Source organism: Desmospora activa DSM 45169 (genome assembly GCF_003046315.1).
Lineage (GTDB): Bacteria > Bacillota > Bacilli > Thermoactinomycetales > DSM-45169 > Desmospora > Desmospora activa.
Genome location: NZ_PZZP01000001.1, coordinates 1831450 through 1854714, shown reverse-complemented (window position 1 = coordinate 1854714; position 23265 = coordinate 1831450). Strand labels below are relative to the sequence as shown.

The following is a 23265-nucleotide window of genomic DNA, read 5'->3' as shown; positions in this document are numbered from 1 at the left end:
GGATGGGGTTCAGGTATAGGCAAGAAAGATTTCGGACATAAAAAATAATAGTTACATATACTAGGCAGCCTAGCAATCGCATACAGATAGATCAAACGAGGTTGCTTAGCGTCGGCACCATACGGAATGGAGGTTATAGCAATATGTCCTTAAAAAGACAAGACGCCTGGACCCCTGACGATGACCTGGTTTTGGCGGAAATCACTCTCCGTCATATCCGGGAAGGAAGTACACAATTAAATGCGTTTGAGGAAGTGGCCGAAAAACTAGGGCGCACACCGGCCGCTTGTGGCTTTCGTTGGAACAGTTTAGTCCGGAAAAAATATGAAGCTGCGATCCAAATCGCAAAATCACAACGACAAAAGCGAAACAAGGAGAAAAGCGTTACCCGTGGTCGCAAGACAGAAGGAGATCTTAATCTGGGACAGGATCGACTCGGTTCCCTGGATGCCATTATACGTTTTCTGCGACAGCATAAGGCAGAAGTAGCCGAGATGCGAAAACGGCAAAAAGAACTGGAAAAGGAAATGGAAGAACAAGAAGAGGAAATGAAGCGGTTGTCCAGTGAAAACGAGGAAATGCGAGGACAGCTCAATCATGTTCAGACGGATTACCGCGTGGTCAACGATGATTATAAAGCCTTGATCCAGATTATGGATCGTGCCCGTAAGTTGGCGTTGCTGGATGAAGAGGAGGAAAACGAGATGAAAGCCAAGTTTCGGATGGAATCCAACGGCAACCTGGAACGGATGGATAAGTGATGCGAGTTTAGCGCGATGAAAAACAAAGCTGGAATAGGAGAAGTAAGACCCCACCTGTTTTGTCTTGTTTTTTTGGCAGCTTTAAGAAACCCCCATTGTTGAAGAATGGGGGTTTCTCGTTTCTGCTGCAATGGTGTTATTGCAGCGAAACACCGGGCGGGGTCCAAACATAGGGATTTTCTCCTCGATCCCGGATGGGATCGTATTGAACGGGTTGGAATCCCATCTTGATCCAAAAATCGTTTGAACCGCAACGGGCATTGGTCTTGATCGGCAGTCCTAAGCTTTTGGCATGCTCCACCAAGGCTGTTCCATAATCCTGTTCCCGAAATTGTGGCAATACCTCTAGCTTCCACAACTCATAATAATCTTGAGCGGGCTGAAAATAACGATCGTACTTGCCGTCAATGCGATACAGGCTGATGCGAGCGATCAGGTTTCCATCCATGTAGATCCCATAAAAAGGGGAATTGCTGTCATTTTCAATCATATTGGCCTCTAAATCTTCCAACATGGACAGCTCCTGCAAGCCATACTCCCGGAACTTTTGAAATTCTTCTAATGTCTTGTAATTAATTTTCAAGCGCTCAACAGTGGGGGTTTCCAACTCTGCCACTCCTTTCTGGAGATGAAGAACCCGATGGTCATTTCAATTATACTGTATTCCTCCATGTTTGCCTATGCGGGCGCTTACATGAAAGATGTTTCCGGAAAGGAGGATTATTATCGAAATTCCGCGAATCATTTTCTTGGATAAAAAATGAAATCAAGCGCGAGGTGGCTGATGCGAATTCAACGCTTGCTAATTGCCAACCGAGGAGAGATTGCACGTCGAATCGCCCATACCGCCCGTCGGCGCGGGCCCAGGCGTATTTTGGTGATTCCCCCCTTTTTCTGGAGAAGTGGATCGATGCTCCACGTCATGTGAAGGTGCAGGTGGTGGCAGATGGAGTTGGTCGTGTGATTCATCTGGAGGAGCGGGAGTGTTCGATTCAACGGCGCCATCAAAAAGAAGTGGAAGTTGCTACTCCGTTTGCTGCAGCATCCGGATATTAGCGGCGGCCGTTATCATACGCTGTTATTATCCCAACGAATTCAACAACCATGACGAGGTGAGCAAACATGAAACAAGTGCAAGCAGCGATGGCTGGAACCGTTTTACGCGTATTGGTGCAGGAAGGGGAGCAGGTAGAAGCAGGTCAGGATGTGGTTGTGCTGGAATCGATGAAAATGGAGGTGCCGATGCAAGCGGAAAACGGTGGTACTGTGCAAACATTGAAAGTGGCGGTGGGTGACTTTGTCAACGAAGGCCAATCCCTGTTGGAATTAGAGGATTGATCAATCTCGTCAAGGGGAGAGGGGGTCTCGATGACGATGGTAACTATTGTAGAAGTGGGGTTGCGTGACGGTTTACAAAACGAGGAAGCTATCTTGCCCCTGGAGGTTAAACGAGAAATCGCTACCGGCTTGATGGCAGCCGGTTTAACGGAATTGGAAATCACTTCTTTTGTCCATCCGCGCTGGATTCCACAACTGGCGGATGCGGAGGAGTTCGCCAATACCCTTTCCATATCAGAAGGAGTGACCACCCGGGCGTTGGTACCCAATCGTCGAGGCTTAGAGCGAGCACTCCATACGCCTGTGGACGAGATTGCCGTCTTTTTGTCCGTCAGCGAGACGCACAATCGCCAAAATATCAATAAAAGTGTAAAGGACACTTTGCTGGCATTACGGGAAGTGACAGCGGAGGCAAAACATCGTGGAAAGCGTGTACGGGGCTACCTTTCCACTGTATTCGGCTGCCCTTTTGAAGGGGAAGTTTCCTTGACACAGACGGCATTGATTTGTACGGAGCTTTTAAAGATGGGGGTATATGAGATTTCATTGGGAGACACCATCGGAGTAGCGACGCCCCGACAAGTGCAAGAAATATTGAAATCCCTTACAAAGGAAATTCCTACTGCGCAGTTGGCGGGTCATTTCCACGATACACGCGGGACGGCTCTCACCAATGCGTATGTCGCGTTAGAAGTGGGTGTCACCACCCTGGACAGCTCCTTTGGCGGTCTGGGTGGGTGTCCCTATGCTCCCGGTGCCTCTGGCAATGTGGCGACGGAAGATCTGGTTTATATGCTGGAGGGAATGGGTGAAAAGACCGGTGTCGATCTGGATGCTTTGTGCTGGGTAAGCGACAGAGCTGGTCGATATATGGGAAAAGCGCTTCCCTCCAAGGTATTCAACGCTTGGTTGGCAACCCGTCGCTTAAAGGAGGAGAAATCCCATGAATGAGGTGGAATGGGAACGGCGGGAGGGGATTTCCATTCTTACGCTCAGCCGTCCACAGGTTTATAACGCCCTCAATCTGCCGATGTTGGAGGAATTGGGCCGGATTGTGCGGGAATTGATTCATTCCAAAGCGACACGGGTGGTGGTGATTACCGGTAGCGGAGAGAAAGCGTTTTGTTCTGGTGCCGACTTAAAAGAACGGCGTGGTATGAGCGAAGAGCAGGTGCGGCGCTACATTTATACCATTCGGGAGACGTTTCAAGCGATTGCACGCCTGCCGAAACCGGTGATCGCCGCTGTCAACGGCGTGGCCTTAGGCGGGGGGATGGAGTTGGCGCTGGCTTGCGATTTGCGCATTGCCGATGAACATGCCGTGTTCGGTTTGACGGAAACCTCCCTCGGGATCATTCCAGGAGCGGGTGGTACCCAGCGCCTGGCGCGCCTGGTGGGACAGGCAAAGGCGAAGGAGCTTATTTTTAGCGCGCGCCGGATTACGGCTGCGGAAGCGCTGGAGATGGGTATGCTCAACCGGGTGGCAAAAGAGGAAACCGTGATGAAGACAGCCCTGGAATGGGCGGAGATGATCAACCAAAACGCCCCTCTCGCTTTAGCGCAAGCCAAATTTGCCATCGATTACGGCTTGGAAGTTGATTTGGATACCGGACTTGCCCTGGAGACAAAAGCGTATGAAGGGTTGATCCCTACGAAGGATCGGTTGGAAGGGCTAGACGCATTTCGCGAGAAGCGCAAACCGATCTATCTCGGTGAATAAACGAAAGGAGGGAGATGATGGAGAAATTGACGCCATCATTGCAAGAGCGGACAGCGACGATCAAAAAAGGGGGAGCGCCCAAATATCACGAGCGCCTGGCCGCGCAAAACAAGCTGTTTGTGCGGAGGCGGCTGGAATTGTTGTTTGATGATGATTTTCAGCTGGAAGACGGATTGTTTGCCAACCACCAGGATGCGACACTGCCTGCGGATGGAGTGGTGACCGCCATCGGAAAAGTAAACGGGCAAACGGTATGCGTAATGGCCAATGATTCCACGGTAAAGGCGGGTTCTTGGGGTGCGCGCACGGTGGAGAAGATTATTCGCATCCAGGAGACAGCGGAGCGCCTGCAAGTACCGCTGATTTACTTGGTCGATTCTGCCGGGGCTCGCATTACGGATCAAGTGGAGATGTTTCCCGGACGCAGAGGGGCCGGACGGATCTTTCACAATCAGGTGAAGCTGTCGGGAATGATTCCGCAGGTGTGTGTGTTGTTTGGCCCATCTGCCGCCGGTGGGGCTTATATTCCCGCTTTTTGCGATGTGGTGATCATGGTAGAGAAAAACGCCAGCATGTATTTGGGCTCCCCACGGATGGCGGAGATGGTGATCGGCGAAAAAGTCTCCCTGGAAGAGATGGGAGGCGCACGGATGCATTGCAGCGTTAGCGGGTGTGGAGATATTCTCGCCAGCGATGAAGAGGAAGCGATCGCTTCCGCTCGCCGTTATCTCACCTATTTTCCCCCACGTTTTTCCGAGCAGCCGCCGCTAGCGACGGCACGGGCACCTCAAGCGGATGCTAAGCCTATTTCTGAGATTGTCCCCACCAATCAAAACCAACCGTTTAATATGATGGAATTGATTCAATCCTTGGTGGATGAGGAATCGTTTTATGAAATGAAAAAGCTGTTCGCCCCGGAATTGATCACCGGTTTTGCACGCCTGGATGGGCGCGTGATCGGCATCATCGCCAACCAATCCAAAGTGAAGGGTGGAGTGTTGTTTATCGATTCCGCCGATAAAGCGGCTCGTTTTATTACCTTGTGTGATGCCTTTCAGATTCCACTTCTCTTTTTGGCGGATGTGCCCGGTTTTATGATTGGAACACAGACAGAACGGGCGGGGATGATTCGTCACGGTGCTAAGATGATCGCTGCCATGTCCGAGGCGACGGTACCTAAGATTTCCATAGTAGTGCGCAAAGCATATGGTGCCGGACTGTATGCGATGGCAGGCCCCTCCTTTGAGCCGGATTGCTGCTTGGCTCTGCCGACGGCTCAGATTGCGGTGATGGGCCCGGAAGCGGCGGTCAATGCCGTTTACAGCAATAAGATCGCCGAGTTGGAAGGCGAGGAAAAAATGCGCTTTATTCAGCAGAAACGAGCAGAATATCAACAGGATATCGATATCTACCGCTTAGCGTCAGAGTTGATCATCGATGGCATCATTGCTCCTGATGATCTGCGTCTGGAACTGAGTAGACGGTTTACGACTTATGCCAGCAAACATGTCACCTTCAGCCAACGCCGCCATCCGGTTTACCCGGTTTAGCCCGGTAATCCTCCCAAATGCGGGAGGCTTTTTTTGATATGATGGAAACGGAGGGATACTGATGCGTGTCATGATCTGGGGAGGGGGAGCCCTCGGCTTATTATGGACCCACCGCTTGCGCCAATGGGGGGCGGAACCGGTTTTAGTGGTACGAAGGATGCAGCAGCGAGAGTGCATTCGACAAGAGGGAATACTTCTCACTGATCGCCAGGGTGGGGTCCATCGGGGTCGGGTGGACGTTTATACGATGGAGGAGAAGCTGCCAGCGGTGGATTGGGTATGGGTGATGGTAAAACAGACGGCATTGGATGCGGTGCTGGATCGCCTTGACTCGATCCTCAATTCCCGCACAGAAGTGTGGTTGTGGCAAAACGGCTGGCACCCCCGTTGGCCCCTGAGTGGCGGTGCGGGAGCATGGTGGAATGTTGTCACCACAGAAGGGGCATTAAAAATAAATGAAAATCAGGTCCAACACACCGGTGAGGGGTTAATCTGGGTTGGATCACTACTTGCGCAACCCAAAAAATGGCCGGAGCTGGAACGATTGCCCGGCTTGGAGCAAGCAATAGAGTACGATGACCGCATACGGGATCGGATTTGGACCAAGCTGGCGCTTAATTGTGTTATCAATCCGTTAACGGCCATTTGGCGTGTTCCCAACGGTAAATTACCGGCGCACAAGGAGTTCCCGCTGCTGGCGGAAGGGCTAATAAAAGAGGCGACAGCGGCGGCACAAATCGAAGGGGTGAAGCTCTCCGTTGCGGCGTTGTCACGGCAGGTGCGAGCGGTTTGTAAGCGGACGGCTGCTAACCGATCCTCGATGTTGCAAGATGTGGAAACGGGAAGAATAACAGAAATAGACTATATCAACGGTGCAATTGTACGAACGGGAGAAAAAGCCGGGGTAGAATTTCCATTCAATCGGGAGATGGTGAAACGGGTGCAACACTTGACGCCTTTCTAAATTCCCTGCAAAAAAATATAATCGACAATACAGGGTTTGAACGAGGCGTGAACGGGTACAACATGGGAGGTGATACCTGTGGTTTTTCGCAACAACCTGTCATTGGACACCTTTATTATCGCCATCTGGATCAGTGCATTGGATATCTGCCTAATCGCTCCCTCCTTAACGGTGATTGCGGCGGATCTGGAGCTACCCATGCGGTTTGTGATTTGGGTGATTGCACTCCATTTGGCGGTTTTTGTCCTAGCCTTGCCCTTGATGGAATCTTCCGCTGCCAAAGCGGGAAAAAGGGAGTGGATGTTTCTTTCCCTCTTTCTGTTCGCATCCGGTTCTTTTGTGGCCGCCAGTGCTAACTCCTGGTTACCGCTAATCGCCGGTCGTGTGATCCAAGCGGTAGGCGCTGGGGGAGTGGTGCCGGTTTTAGCGGTGGAAATCAGACGGATTACGAAGATCGGAAAACGATGGTGGCGGTATGCAGCCTATATGGCTTTAGCCGCGATTATGATCGTGGTGCCCATCATTTCCTCAACCATTACCTGGGCGTTCGGGTGGCGCGGGTTGTTTTGGTTGAGCATGATGGCTGCCGTGATCGTTTTTCTGTGGGGACTTCGTTTTTTTCAGGGTGGAACGGTTCGAACGCCTCCCTATCATAACGAAGGATTGATTTTTTTTGCAGGAGCTCTTTTATCAGCGATGATGGCTGTGTCGCAACTGGATCCCACCAGAGGATGGCCCGCCTTAATCGACCCTGCTTTTTTGCCCTTTGCCATTGTCGCCCTCGGGTTACTCATTCCAATGATGATGGTGGAGCGTCAGTCGGACCGTCCCTTGTTTCATCCGACCTGGTTTTTAGATTTGCGTCTGCTCAATCTGTTTTTTATAGTAGCTTTAGCCGGATGTACCTGGGTGGCGATCGTGCTGGTACCAGGCAGGATGGCGGCGGTGGCGGAGCAGTTGCCAGGCGGTGGCGGGATTTTTTTGTCCGTGGTCGCTGCGTCCGCGTGGTTGTCGATCCCCTTGGCTCGCTGGGCGTCTGACCATTGGGGCTATCCTGGGGTGTTGACCTTTGGTTTTCTCGCTACTGCTGCTGCTTATTTTACACTTGCGCTTGTACAGGATGTAACCGCTTTGACGCTGGTGTTGATGGTACTGGGGTTTGGGCTTGGATTTACATTGACAGCACCGGTGCACCAGCTTCTGTTTCAAATTGTCCCCTTTAAGCAGATGCGCAACGGACTCATGGTATTGGCGATGTTTCGCGCTGCTGGGGGCGCTTTAGGTTTGATCGCGATCGGCCTGTTCTTTTATGAGAGCGCCGTCTTCTCCGATTGGGTCACAACCACTGAGGGATTGCCGGAATTATGGGAGCGGGATTATCATGTGGGCATGCTGACGGCTGCGGGAGTTGCGGTGATTGGGTTTGTGTTGTCGTTGTTGTTGCCGTTTTCGAGAAAAAAAGAGGGAGATTTGGATACGGACTGATGTTCCCCTTCGTGATTATGCATGCTATACTGGGAAAGATGGATTGGGGAGAAAAGAGGGTACCATGAGGATCGAGGATTCATTTTTAGAACCGACTGATAAACTTAACTGGCGTTATCGCTATGATTTTAAACAAGTGTCCCACTATTATCCCTACAACCCTGGAGACGATGGCAGCTTTCAAAAACGGGCGGCCCGCCTCTCCTCGAATGAACGGGCTCCCCGGAAACGACTGGTAGACGTGCTGCGGCGATATCATGGGAAAGATCTCATCCACCCGCAGGTGGAAGCCAATCTAAAACAGTTGACCCGTGATGATAGCCTCGTGGTGATTGGGGGACAGCAGGCGGGTTGGTTGAGCGGCCCGCTGTACACACTGTATAAGGCGATGACGGTGATTCAATTGGCAAAACGGGAGCAGGAGCGATTGGGCCGACCGGTAATTCCGGTTTTTTGGATTGCGGGTGAGGATCATGATTGGGATGAAGTAAACCACATTCATCTGCCTGCATCGTCCGGGTTGCAGCGCATTCCGTTTCCGATGGCGGTTGCGGGCAGGCGCTCTGTCGGTACGATCCGGCCCGGCGAAGAGCGTCTGGCGCTGGGAGTAGAAACGGTTGTGCGTCATTTGCCGGATAGCGAACACAAACCGGCACTGTATGATGCCTTGCTGGAGTCCACCCGAGAGGTGGAGAGCTTTACCCATCACTTTGCACGCTTGCTGCATCGCTGGTTTGCTCCTTATGGTCTTTTGCTGGTGGATTCCTCCGACCCGTTGCTACGTTCGTTGGAAGCGCCCTTTTTTCGCTGGTTGTTAGAAAATGGCGAACAGGTAGGGGAAGCGGTTGGCGCTACGGCACGGAGACTGGAAAGAGAAGGAATGGCACCACAAGTGGACCTTCATCCGGAAAAAGCCCATCTCTTTTTGGAAGTAGAGGGTGAACGGCATGCCCTCTATCGGGATCGGGAAGGTTTTTATTCCCGTGAGGGAGGGCGCTGGTCCACCGATGAACTTTTACGCTTGCTGGAGGAACGACCACAAACGTTTAGCAACAATGTGATCACCCGTCCCCTGATGCAGGAGTGGTTGTTCCCGACATTGGCGACTGTGACGGGACCGGGTGAGGTAGGATATTGGGGCTTACTGCGGAAAGCTTTTACCACCGCGGGGATGGAGATGCCAATCTTATACCCACGGATGCAGGCGACGCTTATCGGTCGTCGAGAAGAAAAATGGCTACAGCGTTACCGTTTTACCTTGGATGATATTCAACATCAGTGGGAGAAAGCGAAGATCCGTTGGCTGACCAGTCGAAACGGTTGGCATCCCGATGAATCGATGGATCGTCTGCGCCGCCAATTGGAAGAGGCGTATCGTCCCTTGATCGGGGAGTTGAGCGGCTATCGTCAGGACTTGGCGCTGTTGGCTGAAAGCAATTTAAAACGGGTGCTGGCGGAAGCGGATGATCTGGACAAGGCTTTACAGCGGATATTCCGGGAACAAGAAGAAAGAGAGCTGGCCCAGCTTTCAACTTTAAGAGATGCTCTTTTTCCTGGGGGAGGACCGCAAGAACGAGTGCATAGCCCGATAGTGTATTGGAATGCTTATGGAGAAAGATGGATACATTTTTTGATGAATACTCCTCTTCTTTCCATCCGCACACAGCGAGTGGTATACTTTTAAAAAGTGGAGTATAACGTTGAGATGTTGTCTTATTTTGCAAACCGGCTTCCAGAATCCCTCACTGTTTTAATATTGGGCGGGGAGCGGATGGCCAGCCAGAGCGGAAAGCTTTTGCATGGTGACGGGGCGAACCGTCGTATTTGGATAGGAGGATGTTTATGAGTTCAATTATGGAAAGTGTAGTACGGGACAAAAGTTTGGCTCCTCATGGACGGCTGAAGATTGATTGGGCACGTCAACATATGCCGGTACTCAATCGCATCCGGCAAGAATTTATTGAAGAGCAGCCGCTGGCGGGTCATCGGGTGGCAATCTCGCTTCACTTAGAGGCGAAGACTGCATGTTTGGCCGAATTGCTACGGGATGCAGGGGCGGAAGTGGCCATTACCGGGAGCAATCCCTTATCCACCAAGGATGATGTAGCGGCGGCATTGGCGGAATCCGGTGTGACGGTATTCGCTAAATACGACCCCACACCGGAGGAATATAAACAACATCTGATGATGACGCTGGAAACACGACCGGACCTGATTATCGATGACGGTGGAGACTTAGTTAGTATTCTTCACGATGAGCGTCCCGATTTGCTGGAAGGGATCATCGGTGGCTGCGAGGAAACCACCACCGGAATTTTGCGGCTGCGGGCACTAGAGAGGGCAGGGGAATTGCGTTTTCCCATGATTGCCGTCAATGACGCTTATTCCAAATTTTTGTTTGACAATCGCTATGGTACGGGTCAATCGGTTTGGGATGGTATCAACAGAGCATCCAATCTGGTTGTTGCCGGTAAAACTGTTGTTGTGGTCGGCTACGGTTGGTGTGGCCGCGGTGTGGCGATGCGGGCCCAAGGGTTGGGTGCGAAGGTAATTGTAACGGAAGTGGATCCAATTAAGGCGACGGAAGCGCATATGGATGGTTTTTCGGTGATGCCGATGGCACAAGCTGCAGCACATGGGGATATCTTTGTCACCGTTACCGGTAACAAGCGGGTGATTGCCAGCGAGCATTTTTCGCTGATGAAGGAAGGGGCCATCATGGCCAATGCCGGTCACTTCGATATCGAAATCGATAAGGCTGCCTTAGAAGAGCAAGCGGTGCAGAAGCGGTTGGTGCGCAAAGATATTACCGAATATGAGATGGAAGATGGACGGAAGCTGTATCTCCTCTGTGAAGGGCGGTTGGTCAATCTGGTTGCGGGAGACGGTCATCCTGCGGAAATTATGGATATGACATTTGCGTTGCAAACCTTAAGCTTAATGTATGTCAATGAAAACCACCAAAAAATCGGGCCCCATGTAATGGATGTGCCGTACCATATCGATGAGCAGGTCTCTTCCTTTAAGTTGGCCTCACTGGGAATTCAGATTGACGATATGACGGAAGAACAGGAAGAATACCTTGCCAGCTGGCGTTTATAAAGGTTTCTACCAACAAAAGAATTTATTGTAAAAATCCTGCGCCTTTGGTGCAGGATTTTTCTGTTACCCTGTGGTATAATTTACAGTGTGGTGGAAAGTGGGGGGAAGTGGGGAATAAGGGGGAGTGAAGGGGGGACTGGTGGCATGTTCATGGGGGAATATCGGCATAGCGTCGATGAGAAGGGGCGCTTGATCATCCCGTCTAAATTCCGGGATGGGTTGGGTTCTTCCTTTGTTGTCACCCGTGGACTGGACCACTGTCTCTTCGTCTACCCCTTGGGAGAATGGAAGCAGCTGGAGCAAAAATTGAAGGCGTTGCCCTTCACCAAAAAGGATGCACGCGCCTTTACCCGGTTTTTCTTTTCCGGGGCGACGGTAGCGGAGCTTGACAAGCAAGGCCGGGTCAACCTGCCGGGGAATTTGCGAGATTTTGCCAAGCTGGAAAAAGAATGTGTGGTGATTGGAGTATCCAATCGCGTGGAAATCTGGAGTAAGGAAGCGTGGTCAGCGTACTACGTGGAATCCGAGGATTCGTTCAACGAGATTGCAGAGAAGTTAGTTGAGTTGGATTTGGATCTGTAGAGAGGTTGAAGACGTTGTGTTTCGTCATGAGACAGTTTTAAGACGGGAATCCGTCGAACAGTTAAACATTCGAAAAGATGGGATCTATGTGGACTGCACCCTCGGTGGTGCCGGTCACAGCTCGCTTATTGTCGAATTCCTGGGCCCGGTGGGAACCTTGGTGGGGCTGGATCAGGATGATCGCGCTCTACAAGCAGCGTCCGAGCGTTTACAAGGGGCGGCATGCCGAATCCATCTGGTCAAAAAGAATTTTCGTCACCTTGGTCGTGTGCTGGATGAATTGGGCCTGGAGCGGGTGGACGGTATCTTGTTTGACCTGGGGGTTTCCTCTCCGCAGCTGGATGAAGGGGAGCGAGGATTTAGCTACCATTATGACGCCCCTCTGGATATGCGAATGGATCAAGAGGCACCCCTGACGGCCCAGGAGATCGTCAATGAGTGGACAGCGCAGGAAATCGCACATATTCTCTCCCGTTACGGGGAGGAACGGTTTGCGAGACGAATTGCCCAACGGATCGTAGAAGCTCGCAGCCAGCAGGAGATACAAACGACCCGGGAATTGGCTGAAATTATTAAGGAGGCCATTCCAGCCGCTGCAAGGCGGACCGGTCCCCATCCGGCCAGAAGAAGTTTTCAGGGGATTCGGATTGCGGTCAACGATGAATTAAATGCTTTTGAAGAGGCGCTGGCTCAGTCATTGGAACGATTGCGTCCAGGTGGACGGGTGAGTGTGATCACCTTCCACTCCCTGGAGGACCGAATCGCCAAGCGCATGTTCCAGGAGCAAGCGCGCGGGTGTATTTGCCCGCCGGACTTCCCCGTTTGCACTTGCGGGCATAAGCCGCTCATCCGCATTATTACAAAGAAACCTGTGCAACCGTCACCCATGGAAGTGGAACGGAATCCTCGTGCCCGGTCGGCGAAGTTGCGCGTTGCGGAAAAGTGTGAGGAGGGTCAAGAATAAATGAGAGAATACCGGGGAAACACTTCGGTCGCTTATCACTTGGAACAACCCCATATCCCCCAAATCGAACGAAAACCCCAACAACAGGGGTTTCCAGCAGGTGAGAAACTGTTATACCTCAGCAGTGTCATCGTTTGCGTTGTGATCGCTTCCTTCGTTTTATCCAGTCACGTCATGTTGACCGAGATCAACTTGGATGTTCAGAAGCTGGAGCGGGAGGCGGCAGAATTGGCTGAATCCAATCGGCAGCTATCCAATGAGAAGATGGACCTGGAGAGCGGGGAACGGATCCGTCAATTTGCCGAGGAACGGGGAATGATGTTTACACCGAAGCACCAAGGCCCTTCCAGTGACAACAGAGAAGCTTCAACCCGTTCATCCCGGGATGACGATCGTGGTTGAGGAGGGAATGGCTTGACTAGTAATAGACAAAACCGATTGCGATCACTGCTGGTGGGGATGGTAGCTGTTCTCCTCCTGTTGGCGGTGATCGTTCGTTTATTTTGGATTCAGGCCGTGGACGCATCCTTCTTAAGAGAGCGAGCGGAGATGACCTGGGAAAAACAAGCGATGATTCAACCACATCGGGGTACGGTGCTGGATCGAAACGGAGAGGTGATGGTGAATGAGCGGGATGCGTACATCATCGCTGTCGATTTAAGCCGGTTACAAAATCCCAAAAAGGCGGCTAAACAACTTTCTCCCATCTTGGACATCTCTGAGGAGCGATTGCTCCAACGCCTCACCAAGAAAGATGTGAAGCATGTGGAGCTTCGTCATACCGGCAACTACAAGGTGTCGAGAGAGGTTCGCGATCAGGTGATGAAGCTTGGGTTGGATGGAGTTTACCCCATTCAGACCACCACTCGCCAGTATCTGGAGAATTCGCTAGCCGCACATGTATTGGGCTTTGTCAATGTGGAAGGGGAAGCCACCAGTGGTGTAGAACAGCGCTATGACAATGTGTTATCGGGGAAAATGGGCTCCATCCGCTTTCAAAAGGACGCAAACGGCAATAAAACGCCTCATTCCGCTGAATCGTTTCAGCCGCCGGAACATGGAAAAGACTTAGTACTCACTCTGGACAGCCAAGTGCAATATCACATGGAGAAGATTTTGGAGCAAACGGTAAACCGTTACCAGGCAAAAGGAGCGACAGCGATCGCTGCCGATCCGCAGACGGGGGAAATCTTGGCCATGGCCAGTCTGCCCCGGTTTAATCCGGCTCAATACGATTCCACTTGGAAGTCGGGTGAGAACGATGTAAATATGGCGGTAAGCGCCCAGTATGAACCGGGTTCCACCTTTAAAATCGTGACATTGGCCGCTACCATTGAAGAAGGCTTGTTCGATTCCGGCGAGACGTTTCAGTCTGGTACAGTTGAAGTAGGAAACCGAACCATTCGCGATTGGAACGGACAAGGATGGGGAGAGATCTCCTTTGCGGAAGGGGTGCAGCTGTCCAGCAATGTTGCCTTTGTACGGCTGGGAGAGCGGTTAGGCCAAGATCGACTGGTTCGTTATATCGATCGCTTCGGCTTCGGTAAAATCACGGAGCGAAGCGGCCAAGCTACCGGGATTGATTTACCGGCGGAAGCGAAAGGAATCTTTTACGGTCATGAGCCTTTACACCCCACTGAACTGGCCACCAGCGCTTTTGGCCAAGGGATTGCGGTCACCCCGATTCAGCAGGTGATGGCGGTGTCAGCCGTCGCCAATGATGGCAAGTTGATCCGTCCGCATGTGGTAAAAGAGATTCGCGATCCCAATACGCAAAAAACGGTGAAAAAAATGGATCCGGACGTGATCCGCGAACAAGTGATTTCGCCTAAAACAGCGAAAGAAGTACGGTTGCTACTGCAGGGAGTCGTCACGGATGGAACGGGGAAAGAGGCGCAGATGGAGGGGTATACCGTTGCCGGAAAAACCGGTACCGCTCAAAAACCTCGTGAGGATGGCAAAGGATACATACCAGGTCGCTATATTGTTTCTTTTATTGGATTTGCGCCGGTAGACAACCCGCGTGTTGTCGTCTATGTGGCGGTAGATGAACCGAAAGAGGGGCAAGGGGGGACGGTTGCCGCCCCCGCCGCCCGTGACATGATGAAAGAAGCGCTACAGGAGATGGGGGTTGCACCAAACGGTGAGGAAGTAGATCCCGCCGACACCAAAAAGCCGAATACTCCTGCGGCTAAAACCATGGACGACTGGAGCGGTCGTCCAGTGGATGAAGCATTGACGAAACTGCGGGAAGAAGGGTGGACTCCCCGGATGTTGGGTGGAGGCAAGCAAGTATTGCGACAATATCCGGTTCCCGGTCAGCGGGGAGTGGAAGGGGATGTGTTTCTGATTACCGAAGATCCCCCGGCTTTAGGCATGCCTGATCTAACCGGGATGCCGCTACGAGAAGCGCTGGAACTGTGCCGGGTGTTGGACTTGGAAGCGAAGACTGAAGGAGAGGGATATGTTCGCTCCCAATCCATCCCCGCAGGGGAACGGATCATGGATCACGTGCATGTTGAGCTAAAGCTGCAACCCTCGGAGTGACCTCCGGTGGTTTCAAAACTGTATAGTAAAGACAAAGGAATGGGATCAATGAAAGTGGATCGTCTCGATCATTTGGTTTTAACTGTGAAAGAGATTACTGCAACATGTGAATTTTATAACCGTGTTTTGGGGATGGAAGTGATTACCTTTGGCGAGGGGAGAAAAGCGCTACAATTTGGGAAGCAAAAAATCAATCTGCATGAAGCGGGAAAAGAATTTGAACCAAAAGCCAAACACCCGATCCCCGGCTCTGCCGATCTTTGTTTGATCACAGAGGTAAGTTTGGATGATGTCATCGGTCACTTGGTGAGCTGTCAGATTCCGATTGAAGATGGTCCCGTCAGCCGCACAGGTGCAATGGGTCCGATTACGTCCATCTATATCAGAGATCCTGATGAAAATCTCATTGAGATTGCAAACGAGATAAAATGAAAAAAGTGGGTTGATGACGCGTGTACGGTTTCTTCCTCATGCTCTAGAAATCAAGAGCAGGCTCGCGGAGGTGCCCCCTCGTTGGCTTCTCAATTTTCTCTTTAGCACCGATCTCTCCGGTGCTGATTTTTTTTATATGAAAGTGACCCAAGATGAGATTGTGCTTTAATGCAAAGCGAGACTTGGGAACGAAGTGGAGACTTGAAGCGAGACCCGTGCTGAGAAGTGCGTGGGATCAAGACTCTCATGGGATGATCCGTCTTATTGAGACATACCTCCCATGACATGCCACATGAGGTTGGTGACAAACTCTGTGATGGAAGTCGGGATTCGGGCCGTTTTGTTATCAATCTGCCCTCGTTCTATCCTTTTTTCCATATGAATAGGGTTGTCTATAGGAGTGGAAAAGAAGGAGTACGGGAGGGAGAAGGGTGTGCGCTCATCCAGTCATCTAGTGCGAAAGCGATTGTTTATCGCATTGTTGGTCGGGGTTGTACTGTTTGGGGGATTGCTGTTTCGGTTGGGGTATGTACAATTGGTGCAGGGAAAATGGTTGAGTAGCCAAGCGGAAGACCTGTGGAATCGAGATATCCCGTTTGAAGGGAAGCGGGGAAGGATTCTGGATCGCGACGGGGAAGCGCTGGCTTACAATGTAAGCGCCCCTTCGGTTTTGGCCATTCCCGCCCAAATCAAAGATCCGGCGGAGACAGCACGGCAGTTGGCCCGTATTTTGTTGGCGCCGGAGAAGAAAATCTATGAACAGATTACCAAGCGCCAGTTGATTGCCCGCATCACACCGGAAGGGAGAAAGATTTCGGAAGAGCGGGCCCAAGCCATTCAGGGGTTACGCCTGCCGGGAATTGTAGTGGCGGAGGACAACAAGCGCCATTATCCCATGGGAAACATGGCTGCGCATCTATTGGGATTTGCCGGGATCGACAATCAGGGGTTGGCGGGATTGGAATTGGTGTATGACCAACAGTTGAAAGGATCCCGTGGACATGTCTCCTTTAGTGCCAACGCCAAAGGGGAGCGTCTTCCCGGAAGCAAAGAGCAATTTACTCCTCCCCAGGATGGATTGGATTTACAATTAACTTTAGATCGAGAGGTTCAAGCCGTCATTGAGCGGGAGATGGATCAGGCGATGGTCCAGCATCAACCAGAGAGAATCTTGGCGATCGCCATGAATCCTAAGACGGGCGAAATATTAGGCATGGGCAGCCGTCCCACTTATCGGCCTGATCAATACCAAGACGCTGATCCCGAAGTATACAACCGCAACCTGCCGATCTGGCGAACCTATGAACCGGGATCTACCTTTAAAATCATTACCTTGGCGGCTGCATTGGAAGAACAGAAAGTGAATCTGAATGAAGGCTTTCATGATCCCGGCTATGTGAAAGTAGCGGGGGCTCGTCTTCGTTGTTGGAAACACGGGGGGCATGGTTCACAAACCTATTTGGAAGTGGTGGAAAACTCGTGCAACCCCGGTTTTGTCAATCTGGGACAGCGGCTGGGGGAAGAGAAACTCTTTTCTTATATAAAAAAATTTGGTTTCGGTGAAAAGACGGGGATTGATTTAAACGGGGAGGCCAAGGGGATTCTGTTTACACCGGAGCAAGCGGGGCCGGTGGAGGTAGCGACAACGGCGTTTGGCCAAGGGGTATCCGTTACGCCGATTCAACAGGTAACAGCAGTAGCGGCTGCGGTCAATGGCGGAAAGCTGATGACGCCTCATCTGCAAAAAGCGTGGGTGGATCCGGAAACCGGGGAAACCATCGAGGAGACGAAGCCTGAGGTGAAACGCCAGGTGATCTCGGAAGAGGCATCGAAAGAAGTGCGCCGCTCCTTGGAAAGCGTTGTAGCCAAGGGAACCGGCCGCAAAGCGTTTATCGACGGTTATCGGGTTGGGGGAAAAACCGGTACGGCGCAAAAAGTGGGACCGGATGGACGGTACCTGCAAAACAATCATATCGTTTCCTTCATCGGTTTTGCCCCTGCTGACGATCCTGAATTGGTGGTATATGTAGCGGTGGATAATCCTAAAGGGGTTCAGTTTGGCGGAGTGGTTGCGGCCCCTATCGTTCGCGGTATTTTATATGACAGTCTACGGCATCTGGGTGTGGAAAAGCGGGATGATCAAATTCCCCAGGAAAAAACACCGTTAACCACTAAGATTGTCGACGTTCCTGATCTAATCGGGGAGAGGATTGCGGATATTCGCAACAGTTTACACGATATGCCCCTGGAAGTGAGAGGGGAAGGAAGCGTCGTCATCAACCAGGTGCCAAAGCCGGGGGATCGGGTGAAAGAGGGAACATCGATCCGTCTCTATCTGGGTGATAAAATTACAAAAGCAGAATGAACCTCCCTCAAGCAATTTGTCATTCCTTCTCCACTATAGAAGTGGAAGACTTCTGATGCAAAAAAGGTTAAAATAAGGATTGATAATCCCATCAATGCCAGGCATAAATCCTGGCATTTCTCGTGTCATCCTACATTTTTGCTAGTGTATGGATGAGACGGATTTGAAGGAGTGGCTCTATGGATCTGGAGACATTGACCCGTCCATTGGTAGTAAAAAAAGTGAGTGGGAATCTGAATACCAAAATTGTCGGGTTGACTGCTGATTCGCGCGAAGTGAAACCTGGCACTTGTTTTATCGCCTTGCGCGGGCATACCGTGGATGGCCATCGTTTTATTCCGCAGGCGTTGGAACGGGGAGCCGTGGCGATTGTGACGGAAGAGGACATTGATGTGGATGCGGCTGTCATCCGTGTTCCCGATACTCGCCGTGCATCGGCGGTATTGGCGGCAACTTTTTTTCGTCATCCGTCGAAGGAGTTAAAGGTGATCGGGATTACCGGTACCAACGGCAAAACGACCACTGCCCATCTGATCCGGCGCATTTTGCAGGATGCCGGTAAAATGACAGGGTTGATTGGAACGATCGATATGAAGATCGGGGAAGAGCGCTTCCCCGTCAAAAATACGACACCGGATGTTCTGGAGTTGCAACGAAGCTTTCGTCGCATGCTGGATGCGGGGTGCAGCCATGCGGTAATTGAGGTTTCCTCCCATGCACTGCATCAGGGACGCACATGGGGCGTTCGCTTCAAGACAGGGGCGTTTACCAACCTCACCCAGGATCACCTTGATTATCATCCGGATATGGATCATTATCGAGCGGCGAAAGGGCTGCTGTTTACCCAATTGGGCAATCACATCGCCGACCGCTGGGAAGAGCAGCCCTTAGCGATGCTCAATGTGGATGATGAAGCGAGCGGCTACTATAAGGAGATTACACCGGCGCAAGTGCTTACATATGGCATCGAGCGTCCGGCAGATGTACAGGCACGCGATATCGAGATGGATGCTGGCGGTACCCGTTTTATCTTGGATACGCCTGTAGGGGAGACCGCTGTCCAGCTGAAACTGATGGGCAAGTTTAGTGTTTACAACGCCTTGGCGGCGGCTGCGGTCAGCTTAGGAGAAGGCGTTTCCCTGGAAACGATTCGTCGTTCGCTGGAGAGCATTGAGGGAGTAGATGGTCGCCTGGAGCCTGTTGATGCTGGTCAAGGGTTTACGGTGTTGGTCGATTATGCCCACACACCGGACAGTTTGCAAAATGTATTGACGACTGTAAGGGAGTTTGCACAAGGCTCTGTGATCTGTGTTGTTGGTTGCGGTGGTGATCGCGATCGCAGCAAGCGGCCCATTATGGCTGAGATTGCTGCCCGTTTAAGTGACCGGGTGGTGATCACCAGTGACAACCCGCGCACAGAAGATCCCGATCGGATTATTGCCGATATGTTGGTAGGTGTAAAGGCGTTTCCACAAGAGCGGGTAGATGTGGTGCGTGACCGGAAAGAGGCGATCGACCGTGCTGTAGAAGCGGCACAACCGGGAGATGTAGTCCTAATCGCGGGCAAAGGGCATGAAACGTATCAGGAAATCGACGGAGTCCGTTATGATTTTGACGATCGCCTGGTGGCAATAGACGCGATACAACGAAAGCGATAAAGGAGCGTACGATGCGGCGAACACTTTCCGAACTCACAAAGATGTCCCAAGGTGAATGGGTAGGATCCATTGATAACGGTACAATGGTAACAGGTGTATCTACCGATACTCGTACATTGAAACCGGGTCAGCTCTATGTCCCGCTCAGTGGAGAGCAGTTTGACGGCCATGATTTCTTGGCGCAAGCGGTCGCAAACGGAGCGGTTGCTTCCCTGTGGGAGCGTTCGCGCCCGCTGCCGGAGACCACGATTCCGTTGATTCAGGTGGATGATCCATTACAGACGTTGCAGCGATTGGCCTCAGCTTATCGACAGCAGTTGGATGTGACGGTGGTGGCAGTCACCGGCAGCAACGGAAAAACAACGACCAAAGATTTATTGGGATCGGTCCTGGAAACGCGTTATCGCGTGCACCGGACTCGCGGTAATCTAAACAATCATATCGGGGTACCGCTGACGTTATTGTCAATGGCGGAGGAGACTGAAGTCGCCGTGGTGGAGATGGGGATGAATCATGCGGGGGAGATTGCACTCCTCTCACAGATTGCACGCCCCGATATCGCGGTGGTGACCAATGTGGGCGATGCTCATTTGGAATTTTTGGGAAGTCGCGCCGGGATTGCCGACGCCAAGCTGGAAATTCGGGAAGGGTTGAGCGAAGACGGCATTCTTGTCTATGACGGAGATGAACCGCTTTTGCAAGCGCGCTTACGTCAGGAGCAGCACCTGCGATTGGTTTCAATCGGTTTTGATGAAGGCAATGCAGTTCAAATCCAAGCGCTGAAGTTACATGGAGACGAAGGGATACGGTTTCAATCTTCCAGCAGCGATTATCACTTTCATCTGTCTCTGCCAGGGCGCCATAATGCGATGAATGGGATGATGGCCATCACTGTTGGAAAGCTGTTAAATCTCTCCGATGCGGAGATTCAACGGGGCCTGGAGCAGGCGAAAGTTTCCGGAATGAGATTAGAACGGCTCGTTGCCTCTAATGGTATGGCGATCATCAATGATGCGTACAATGCCAGCCCACGGGCGATGAAGGCAGCGATCGACCTGTTGGTGGCGCTGCCCAACCAGCGTAAGAAATGGGTGCTCCTGGCCGATATGTTAGAGTTGGGGGCGGAAGAAGAAGTGTATCATCGGCAAATTGGAGCCTACGCTGTAGAAAAAGGGGTAGACAAAATCTTCACGATGGGACAGCGAGGCCGCTGGATTGCGGCGGGAGCTGCGGCGGTAGCGACGGAAACGAGGGTGATCCACTGTGAAACGGCAGCAGAGGTTGCCGCAACGTTGTTGCAGGAGGGAGATGCATCGGTCACCCTGTTGGTAAAAGCTTCTCGCGGTGCCCGCTTGGAAGCGGTTGTACAGCAACTTGTCGAAGGGGAGAAGGCAAAAAGCGATGGATATTAGAATGATCATGGTTCCGCTTGGCGTGGCGTTCGGGTTGGGCGTGCTGTTGGGGCCGTTGGTAATTCCCGTCTTGCGGCGCTTGAAGTTTGGTCAGGCCATTCGTGAAGAGGGGCCGAAAGCGCACCAAAAAAAGGCGGGAACACCGACGATGGGCGGTTCCATCTTTATGGTGGTGCTGGTGTTGACGGCGATTCCCGTAAGCAATATCTTTGATCAAGATGGCCATCTGTCTGATCTGTTTTTTCTGCTGTTTGCCACCCTCGGCTACGGGATCCTGGGCTTTATGGATGATTACATTAAAGTCGTCATGAAACGCAATCTGGGATTGACCGCTAAGCAAAAGTTGTTAGGACAGTTGTTTATCGGCTTGGTACTTTTCTGGGTGCTGATGGAGGTGCGGGTGGTTCGCGGTTTGTATGAATCGATCTCCACCATCACAATTCCCGGCACGCAATTTAGTATTGAGTTAAACTGGTTATACCTGCCGCTATTGGTTTTAATCATGATCGCCACTTCCAACGCCGTCAACCTGACGGACGGATTGGATGGTTTGGTGGCGGGAACTGCAGCCATCGCTTATGGTGCGTATGCCATTATTGGATTAGTGCAGAGTAACTATATGGTGGTAATTTTTTCTGCATCTATGGTGGGGGCATTGCTTGGATTTTTGGTGTTTAATGCTCATCCAGCCAAAGTGTTTATGGGCGATACCGGCTCATTGGCGCTGGGCGGCGGGCTGGCGGCGTTGGCGGTGATTACGAAAACCGAGCTGTTGCTGCTGATTATCGGAATCGTCTTTGTGATTGAAACCTTGTCCGTGATGATTCAAGTCAGCTCTTTTAAGTTAAGAGGAAAACGCATCTTTCGGATGAGTCCACTTCACCATCATTTTGAACTGGTGGGCTGGTCGGAATGGCGCGTGGTGACTACTTTCTGGTTGATTGGATTCCTCGCTGCCGCATTGGGAATCTACCTGGAGGTGTTCCTACGGTGAAGCTGAGGGATCAAACGAGTTGGGAAGATCGGCATGTGGTGGTGCTGGGTTTAGCCAGGAGTGGGGTGGCGGTGGCGAAGCTGTTGCATCGCTTAGGAGCACAGGTGACGGTAAACGATCGCAAGCCTCGTTCTGAAAGTCCGGAAGCGGCGGAATTGGAGGCATTGGGCATTCCCGTTATCTGTGGCGGCCATCCTGCTGACCTGATTGGAGCGGAAGTGGATATGCTGGTGAAAAACCCCGGCATCCCCTATCATGCACCACCGATTGTACAGGCCATGGAAATCGGTGTTCCAGTGGTGACCGAAGTGGAGGTAGCCTCTCTTGTAACCGCGGCCCCCATCATCGGTATCACCGGCTCCAACGGAAAGACGACGACCACGTCCCTGGTGGGGCGGATGCTGGTTGCAGGGGAGATCCCTGCCCGAGTGGCAGGCAATATTGGACAAGCCTTAGCCGAGGTCGCCCCCGATATGAAAGCGGATCAGTGGCTGGTGGCGGAATTGAGCAGTTTTCAACTAAAAGGGACCAACGTATTCCGCCCCCGCATTGGCGTATTGCTCAATATCACCCCTGCACACCTCGATTATCATAGGGGAATGGAGGATTATATCGCTTCCAAGCAAAAGCTGTTCACCAACCAGCAGGAACGTGATATAGCCGTGCTCAATTGGGATTCAGCTGTCTGCCGTACCCTCGGGGAGCGTTTGCAGCAGCAGGTGCTTTGGTTTAGCCGCTTTGAGCCGGTGCCTGTCGGCTGGTATATTCGAGACGGAATGATCATCCATCGCGATACGGATGGAAATGAAAACAAAGTTCTGCCAATATCACAGGTAAAGTTACCCGGTGTCCATTTGGAGAATGGATTAGCCGCTGCCGCGACTGCTTTTGCCGCAGGCTGCCCGCTTACCGCGATTGTCCATGAACTGACAACCTTTACCGGTGTAGAACATCGCTTAGAGTTTGTAGCAGAGAAAAACGGGGTCCGTTGGTATAACGATTCTAAAGCGACCAATCCCCAGGCGGCGACGGCGGCATTGGAATCCTTTGAGTCTCCTGTGGTTCTAATCGCCGGCGGTTTGGATCGCGGCATCGACTTTCAGGAGTTGATACCCATTTTTCGGAAGCGGATCACCGGCCTTGTCTCTTTTGGACAAACCGCCACCATCTTGACGGAGCGGGCGCGAGAGGCGGGAGTCGCCCATCTGCGGCAGGCAGCCGATGTGACGGAAGCAGTCCGGTTGGCGGCGGAGATGGCAGTGCCGGGAGATGTCGCTCTCTTATCGCCGGCCTGTGCCAGTTGGGATCAATATCCCTCCTTTGAGGAACGGGGACGCATGTTCAAAGAAGCCGTGCATACTCTTTAAACAGGGCTTGCCAGGCTCGCCCCA

General features: G+C 51.9%; 22 protein-coding genes. 21 read left to right on the top strand and 1 reads right to left on the bottom strand.

Going from position 1 to position 23265, the window contains the following annotated elements; all coding sequences use genetic code 11:
* The first annotated feature begins 143 nt into the window (after positions 1–143).
* Complete coding sequence (locus C8J48_RS09005; protein WP_107726068.1) at positions 144–761, top strand: RsfA family transcriptional regulator; 618 nt, start codon at positions 144–146, stop codon at positions 759–761.
* A gap of 136 nt (positions 762–897) precedes the next feature.
* On the opposite strand, the gene C8J48_RS09000 is transcribed toward C8J48_RS09005, so the two are convergent.
* Positions 898–1368: an N-acetyltransferase gene (locus C8J48_RS09000; protein WP_107726066.1), complete on the bottom strand. Its 471-nt coding sequence runs from the start codon at positions 1366–1368 to the stop codon at positions 898–900.
* A 177-nt stretch (positions 1369–1545) separates the two neighbouring features.
* Between C8J48_RS09000 and C8J48_RS19080 the strand changes: the two genes are divergently transcribed.
* The 20 genes from C8J48_RS19080 to murD all read left to right on the top strand — a co-directional run bounded on the left by C8J48_RS19080 (position 1546) and on the right by murD (position 23241).
* Positions 1546–1689, top strand: a complete 144-nt coding sequence (locus C8J48_RS19080; RefSeq protein ID WP_245891227.1) for a biotin carboxylase N-terminal domain-containing protein — start codon at positions 1546–1548, stop codon at positions 1687–1689.
* On the top strand, positions 1656–1817 hold the full coding sequence (locus C8J48_RS19075; RefSeq protein ID WP_245891201.1) for an ATP-binding protein: 162 nt from the start codon (positions 1656–1658) through the stop codon (positions 1815–1817). The genes C8J48_RS19080 and C8J48_RS19075 overlap by 34 nt, the downstream gene beginning before the upstream one ends.
* 66 nt (positions 1818–1883) lie before the next feature.
* Positions 1884–2099, top strand: a complete 216-nt coding sequence (locus C8J48_RS08990) for an acetyl-CoA carboxylase biotin carboxyl carrier protein subunit (protein WP_107726062.1) — start codon at positions 1884–1886, stop codon at positions 2097–2099.
* A gap of 30 nt (positions 2100–2129) precedes the next feature.
* Positions 2130–3050, top strand: a complete 921-nt coding sequence (locus C8J48_RS08985; protein WP_107726060.1) for a hydroxymethylglutaryl-CoA lyase — start codon at positions 2130–2132, stop codon at positions 3048–3050.
* Positions 3043–3819: an enoyl-CoA hydratase gene (locus C8J48_RS08980; protein ID WP_107726057.1), complete on the top strand. Its 777-nt coding sequence runs from the start codon at positions 3043–3045 to the stop codon at positions 3817–3819. Before C8J48_RS08985 ends, C8J48_RS08980 begins: the two co-directional genes overlap by 8 nt.
* A gap of 17 nt (positions 3820–3836) precedes the next feature.
* Entirely contained in the window at positions 3837–5369 is a 1533-nt protein-coding gene (locus C8J48_RS08975) for an acyl-CoA carboxylase subunit beta (protein ID WP_425430454.1), read from the top strand.
* A 61-nt stretch (positions 5370–5430) separates the two neighbouring features.
* Positions 5431–6333, top strand: a complete 903-nt coding sequence (locus tag C8J48_RS08970; protein ID WP_107726054.1) for a ketopantoate reductase family protein — start codon at positions 5431–5433, stop codon at positions 6331–6333.
* Between the two features lie 78 nt (positions 6334–6411).
* Positions 6412–7818, top strand: coding sequence for an MFS transporter (locus C8J48_RS08965; protein WP_170105315.1), 1407 nt, complete (start codon positions 6412–6414; stop codon positions 7816–7818).
* A 64-nt stretch (positions 7819–7882) separates the two neighbouring features.
* Positions 7883–9502: a bacillithiol biosynthesis cysteine-adding enzyme BshC gene (bshC, locus tag C8J48_RS08960; RefSeq protein ID WP_107726050.1), complete on the top strand. Its 1620-nt coding sequence runs from the start codon at positions 7883–7885 to the stop codon at positions 9500–9502.
* A gap of 158 nt (positions 9503–9660) precedes the next feature.
* Positions 9661–10920 carry an adenosylhomocysteinase gene (locus C8J48_RS08955; protein ID WP_211316611.1) on the top strand — a complete coding sequence of 420 codons (1260 nt, stop codon included), beginning with the start codon at positions 9661–9663 and terminating at the stop codon, positions 10918–10920.
* Positions 10921–11064: 144 nt separating this feature from the next.
* Positions 11065–11502 (top strand): division/cell wall cluster transcriptional repressor MraZ, encoded by a 438-nt coding sequence (gene mraZ, locus C8J48_RS08950; RefSeq protein WP_107726046.1) that lies wholly within the window; start codon positions 11065–11067, stop codon positions 11500–11502.
* 16 nt (positions 11503–11518) lie between these two features.
* Entirely contained in the window at positions 11519–12466 is a 948-nt protein-coding gene (gene rsmH / locus C8J48_RS08945) for a 16S rRNA (cytosine(1402)-N(4))-methyltransferase RsmH (protein WP_107726044.1), read from the top strand.
* A complete protein-coding gene (locus tag C8J48_RS08940; RefSeq protein ID WP_107726042.1) occupies positions 12467–12868 on the top strand; it encodes a hypothetical protein in 402 nt (133 codons plus the stop codon).
* 12 nt (positions 12869–12880) lie between these two features.
* A complete protein-coding gene (locus C8J48_RS08935) occupies positions 12881–15013 on the top strand; it encodes a penicillin-binding transpeptidase domain-containing protein (protein ID WP_146160467.1) in 2133 nt (710 codons plus the stop codon).
* A 6-nt stretch (positions 15014–15019) separates the two neighbouring features.
* Entirely contained in the window at positions 15020–15445 is a 426-nt protein-coding gene (locus C8J48_RS08930; RefSeq protein WP_245891102.1) for a VOC family protein, read from the top strand.
* Positions 15446–15878: 433 nt separating this feature from the next.
* On the top strand, positions 15879–17810 hold the full coding sequence (locus tag C8J48_RS08925; RefSeq protein WP_107726036.1) for a stage V sporulation protein D: 1932 nt from the start codon (positions 15879–15881) through the stop codon (positions 17808–17810).
* A gap of 179 nt (positions 17811–17989) precedes the next feature.
* The gene (locus C8J48_RS08920; protein ID WP_107726034.1) at positions 17990–19468 is read left to right on the top strand and encodes a UDP-N-acetylmuramoyl-L-alanyl-D-glutamate--2,6-diaminopimelate ligase; all 1479 of its coding nucleotides are present in this window, start codon (positions 17990–17992) and stop codon (positions 19466–19468) included.
* An 11-nt stretch (positions 19469–19479) separates the two neighbouring features.
* Positions 19480–20880: a UDP-N-acetylmuramoyl-tripeptide--D-alanyl-D-alanine ligase gene (locus tag C8J48_RS08915; RefSeq protein WP_107726032.1), complete on the top strand. Its 1401-nt coding sequence runs from the start codon at positions 19480–19482 to the stop codon at positions 20878–20880.
* On the top strand, positions 20870–21874 hold the full coding sequence (gene mraY, locus C8J48_RS08910; RefSeq protein ID WP_107726030.1) for a phospho-N-acetylmuramoyl-pentapeptide-transferase: 1005 nt from the start codon (positions 20870–20872) through the stop codon (positions 21872–21874). Before C8J48_RS08915 ends, mraY begins: the two co-directional genes overlap by 11 nt.
* Positions 21875–21876: 2 nt before the next feature.
* The gene (gene murD, locus C8J48_RS08905) at positions 21877–23241 is read left to right on the top strand and encodes a UDP-N-acetylmuramoyl-L-alanine--D-glutamate ligase (RefSeq protein WP_425430477.1); all 1365 of its coding nucleotides are present in this window, start codon (positions 21877–21879) and stop codon (positions 23239–23241) included.
* Positions 23242–23265 lie beyond the last annotated feature (24 nt).

Coding starts and splice junctions, on each gene's coding strand:
- C8J48_RS09005 (WP_107726068.1), top strand. CDS start 144: ATGTCCTTAAAAAGACAAGACGCCTGGACCCCTGACGATGACCTGGTT.
- C8J48_RS19080 (WP_245891227.1), top strand. CDS start 1,546: ATGCGAATTCAACGCTTGCTAATTGCCAACCGAGGAGAGATTGCACGT.
- C8J48_RS08990 (WP_107726062.1), top strand. CDS start 1,884: ATGAAACAAGTGCAAGCAGCGATGGCTGGAACCGTTTTACGCGTATTG.
- C8J48_RS08985 (WP_107726060.1), top strand. CDS start 2,130: ATGACGATGGTAACTATTGTAGAAGTGGGGTTGCGTGACGGTTTACAA.
- C8J48_RS08980 (WP_107726057.1), top strand. CDS start 3,043: ATGAATGAGGTGGAATGGGAACGGCGGGAGGGGATTTCCATTCTTACG.
- C8J48_RS08975 (WP_425430454.1), top strand. CDS start 3,837: ATGGAGAAATTGACGCCATCATTGCAAGAGCGGACAGCGACGATCAAA.
- C8J48_RS08970 (WP_107726054.1), top strand. CDS start 5,431: ATGCGTGTCATGATCTGGGGAGGGGGAGCCCTCGGCTTATTATGGACC.
- bshC (WP_107726050.1), top strand. CDS start 7,883: ATGAGGATCGAGGATTCATTTTTAGAACCGACTGATAAACTTAACTGG.
- C8J48_RS08955 (WP_211316611.1), top strand. CDS start 9,661: ATGAGTTCAATTATGGAAAGTGTAGTACGGGACAAAAGTTTGGCTCCT.
- mraZ (WP_107726046.1), top strand. CDS start 11,065: ATGTTCATGGGGGAATATCGGCATAGCGTCGATGAGAAGGGGCGCTTG.
- C8J48_RS08940 (WP_107726042.1), top strand. CDS start 12,467: ATGAGAGAATACCGGGGAAACACTTCGGTCGCTTATCACTTGGAACAA.
- C8J48_RS08920 (WP_107726034.1), top strand. CDS start 17,990: ATGGATCTGGAGACATTGACCCGTCCATTGGTAGTAAAAAAAGTGAGT.
- C8J48_RS08915 (WP_107726032.1), top strand. CDS start 19,480: ATGCGGCGAACACTTTCCGAACTCACAAAGATGTCCCAAGGTGAATGG.
- mraY (WP_107726030.1), top strand. CDS start 20,870: ATGGATATTAGAATGATCATGGTTCCGCTTGGCGTGGCGTTCGGGTTG.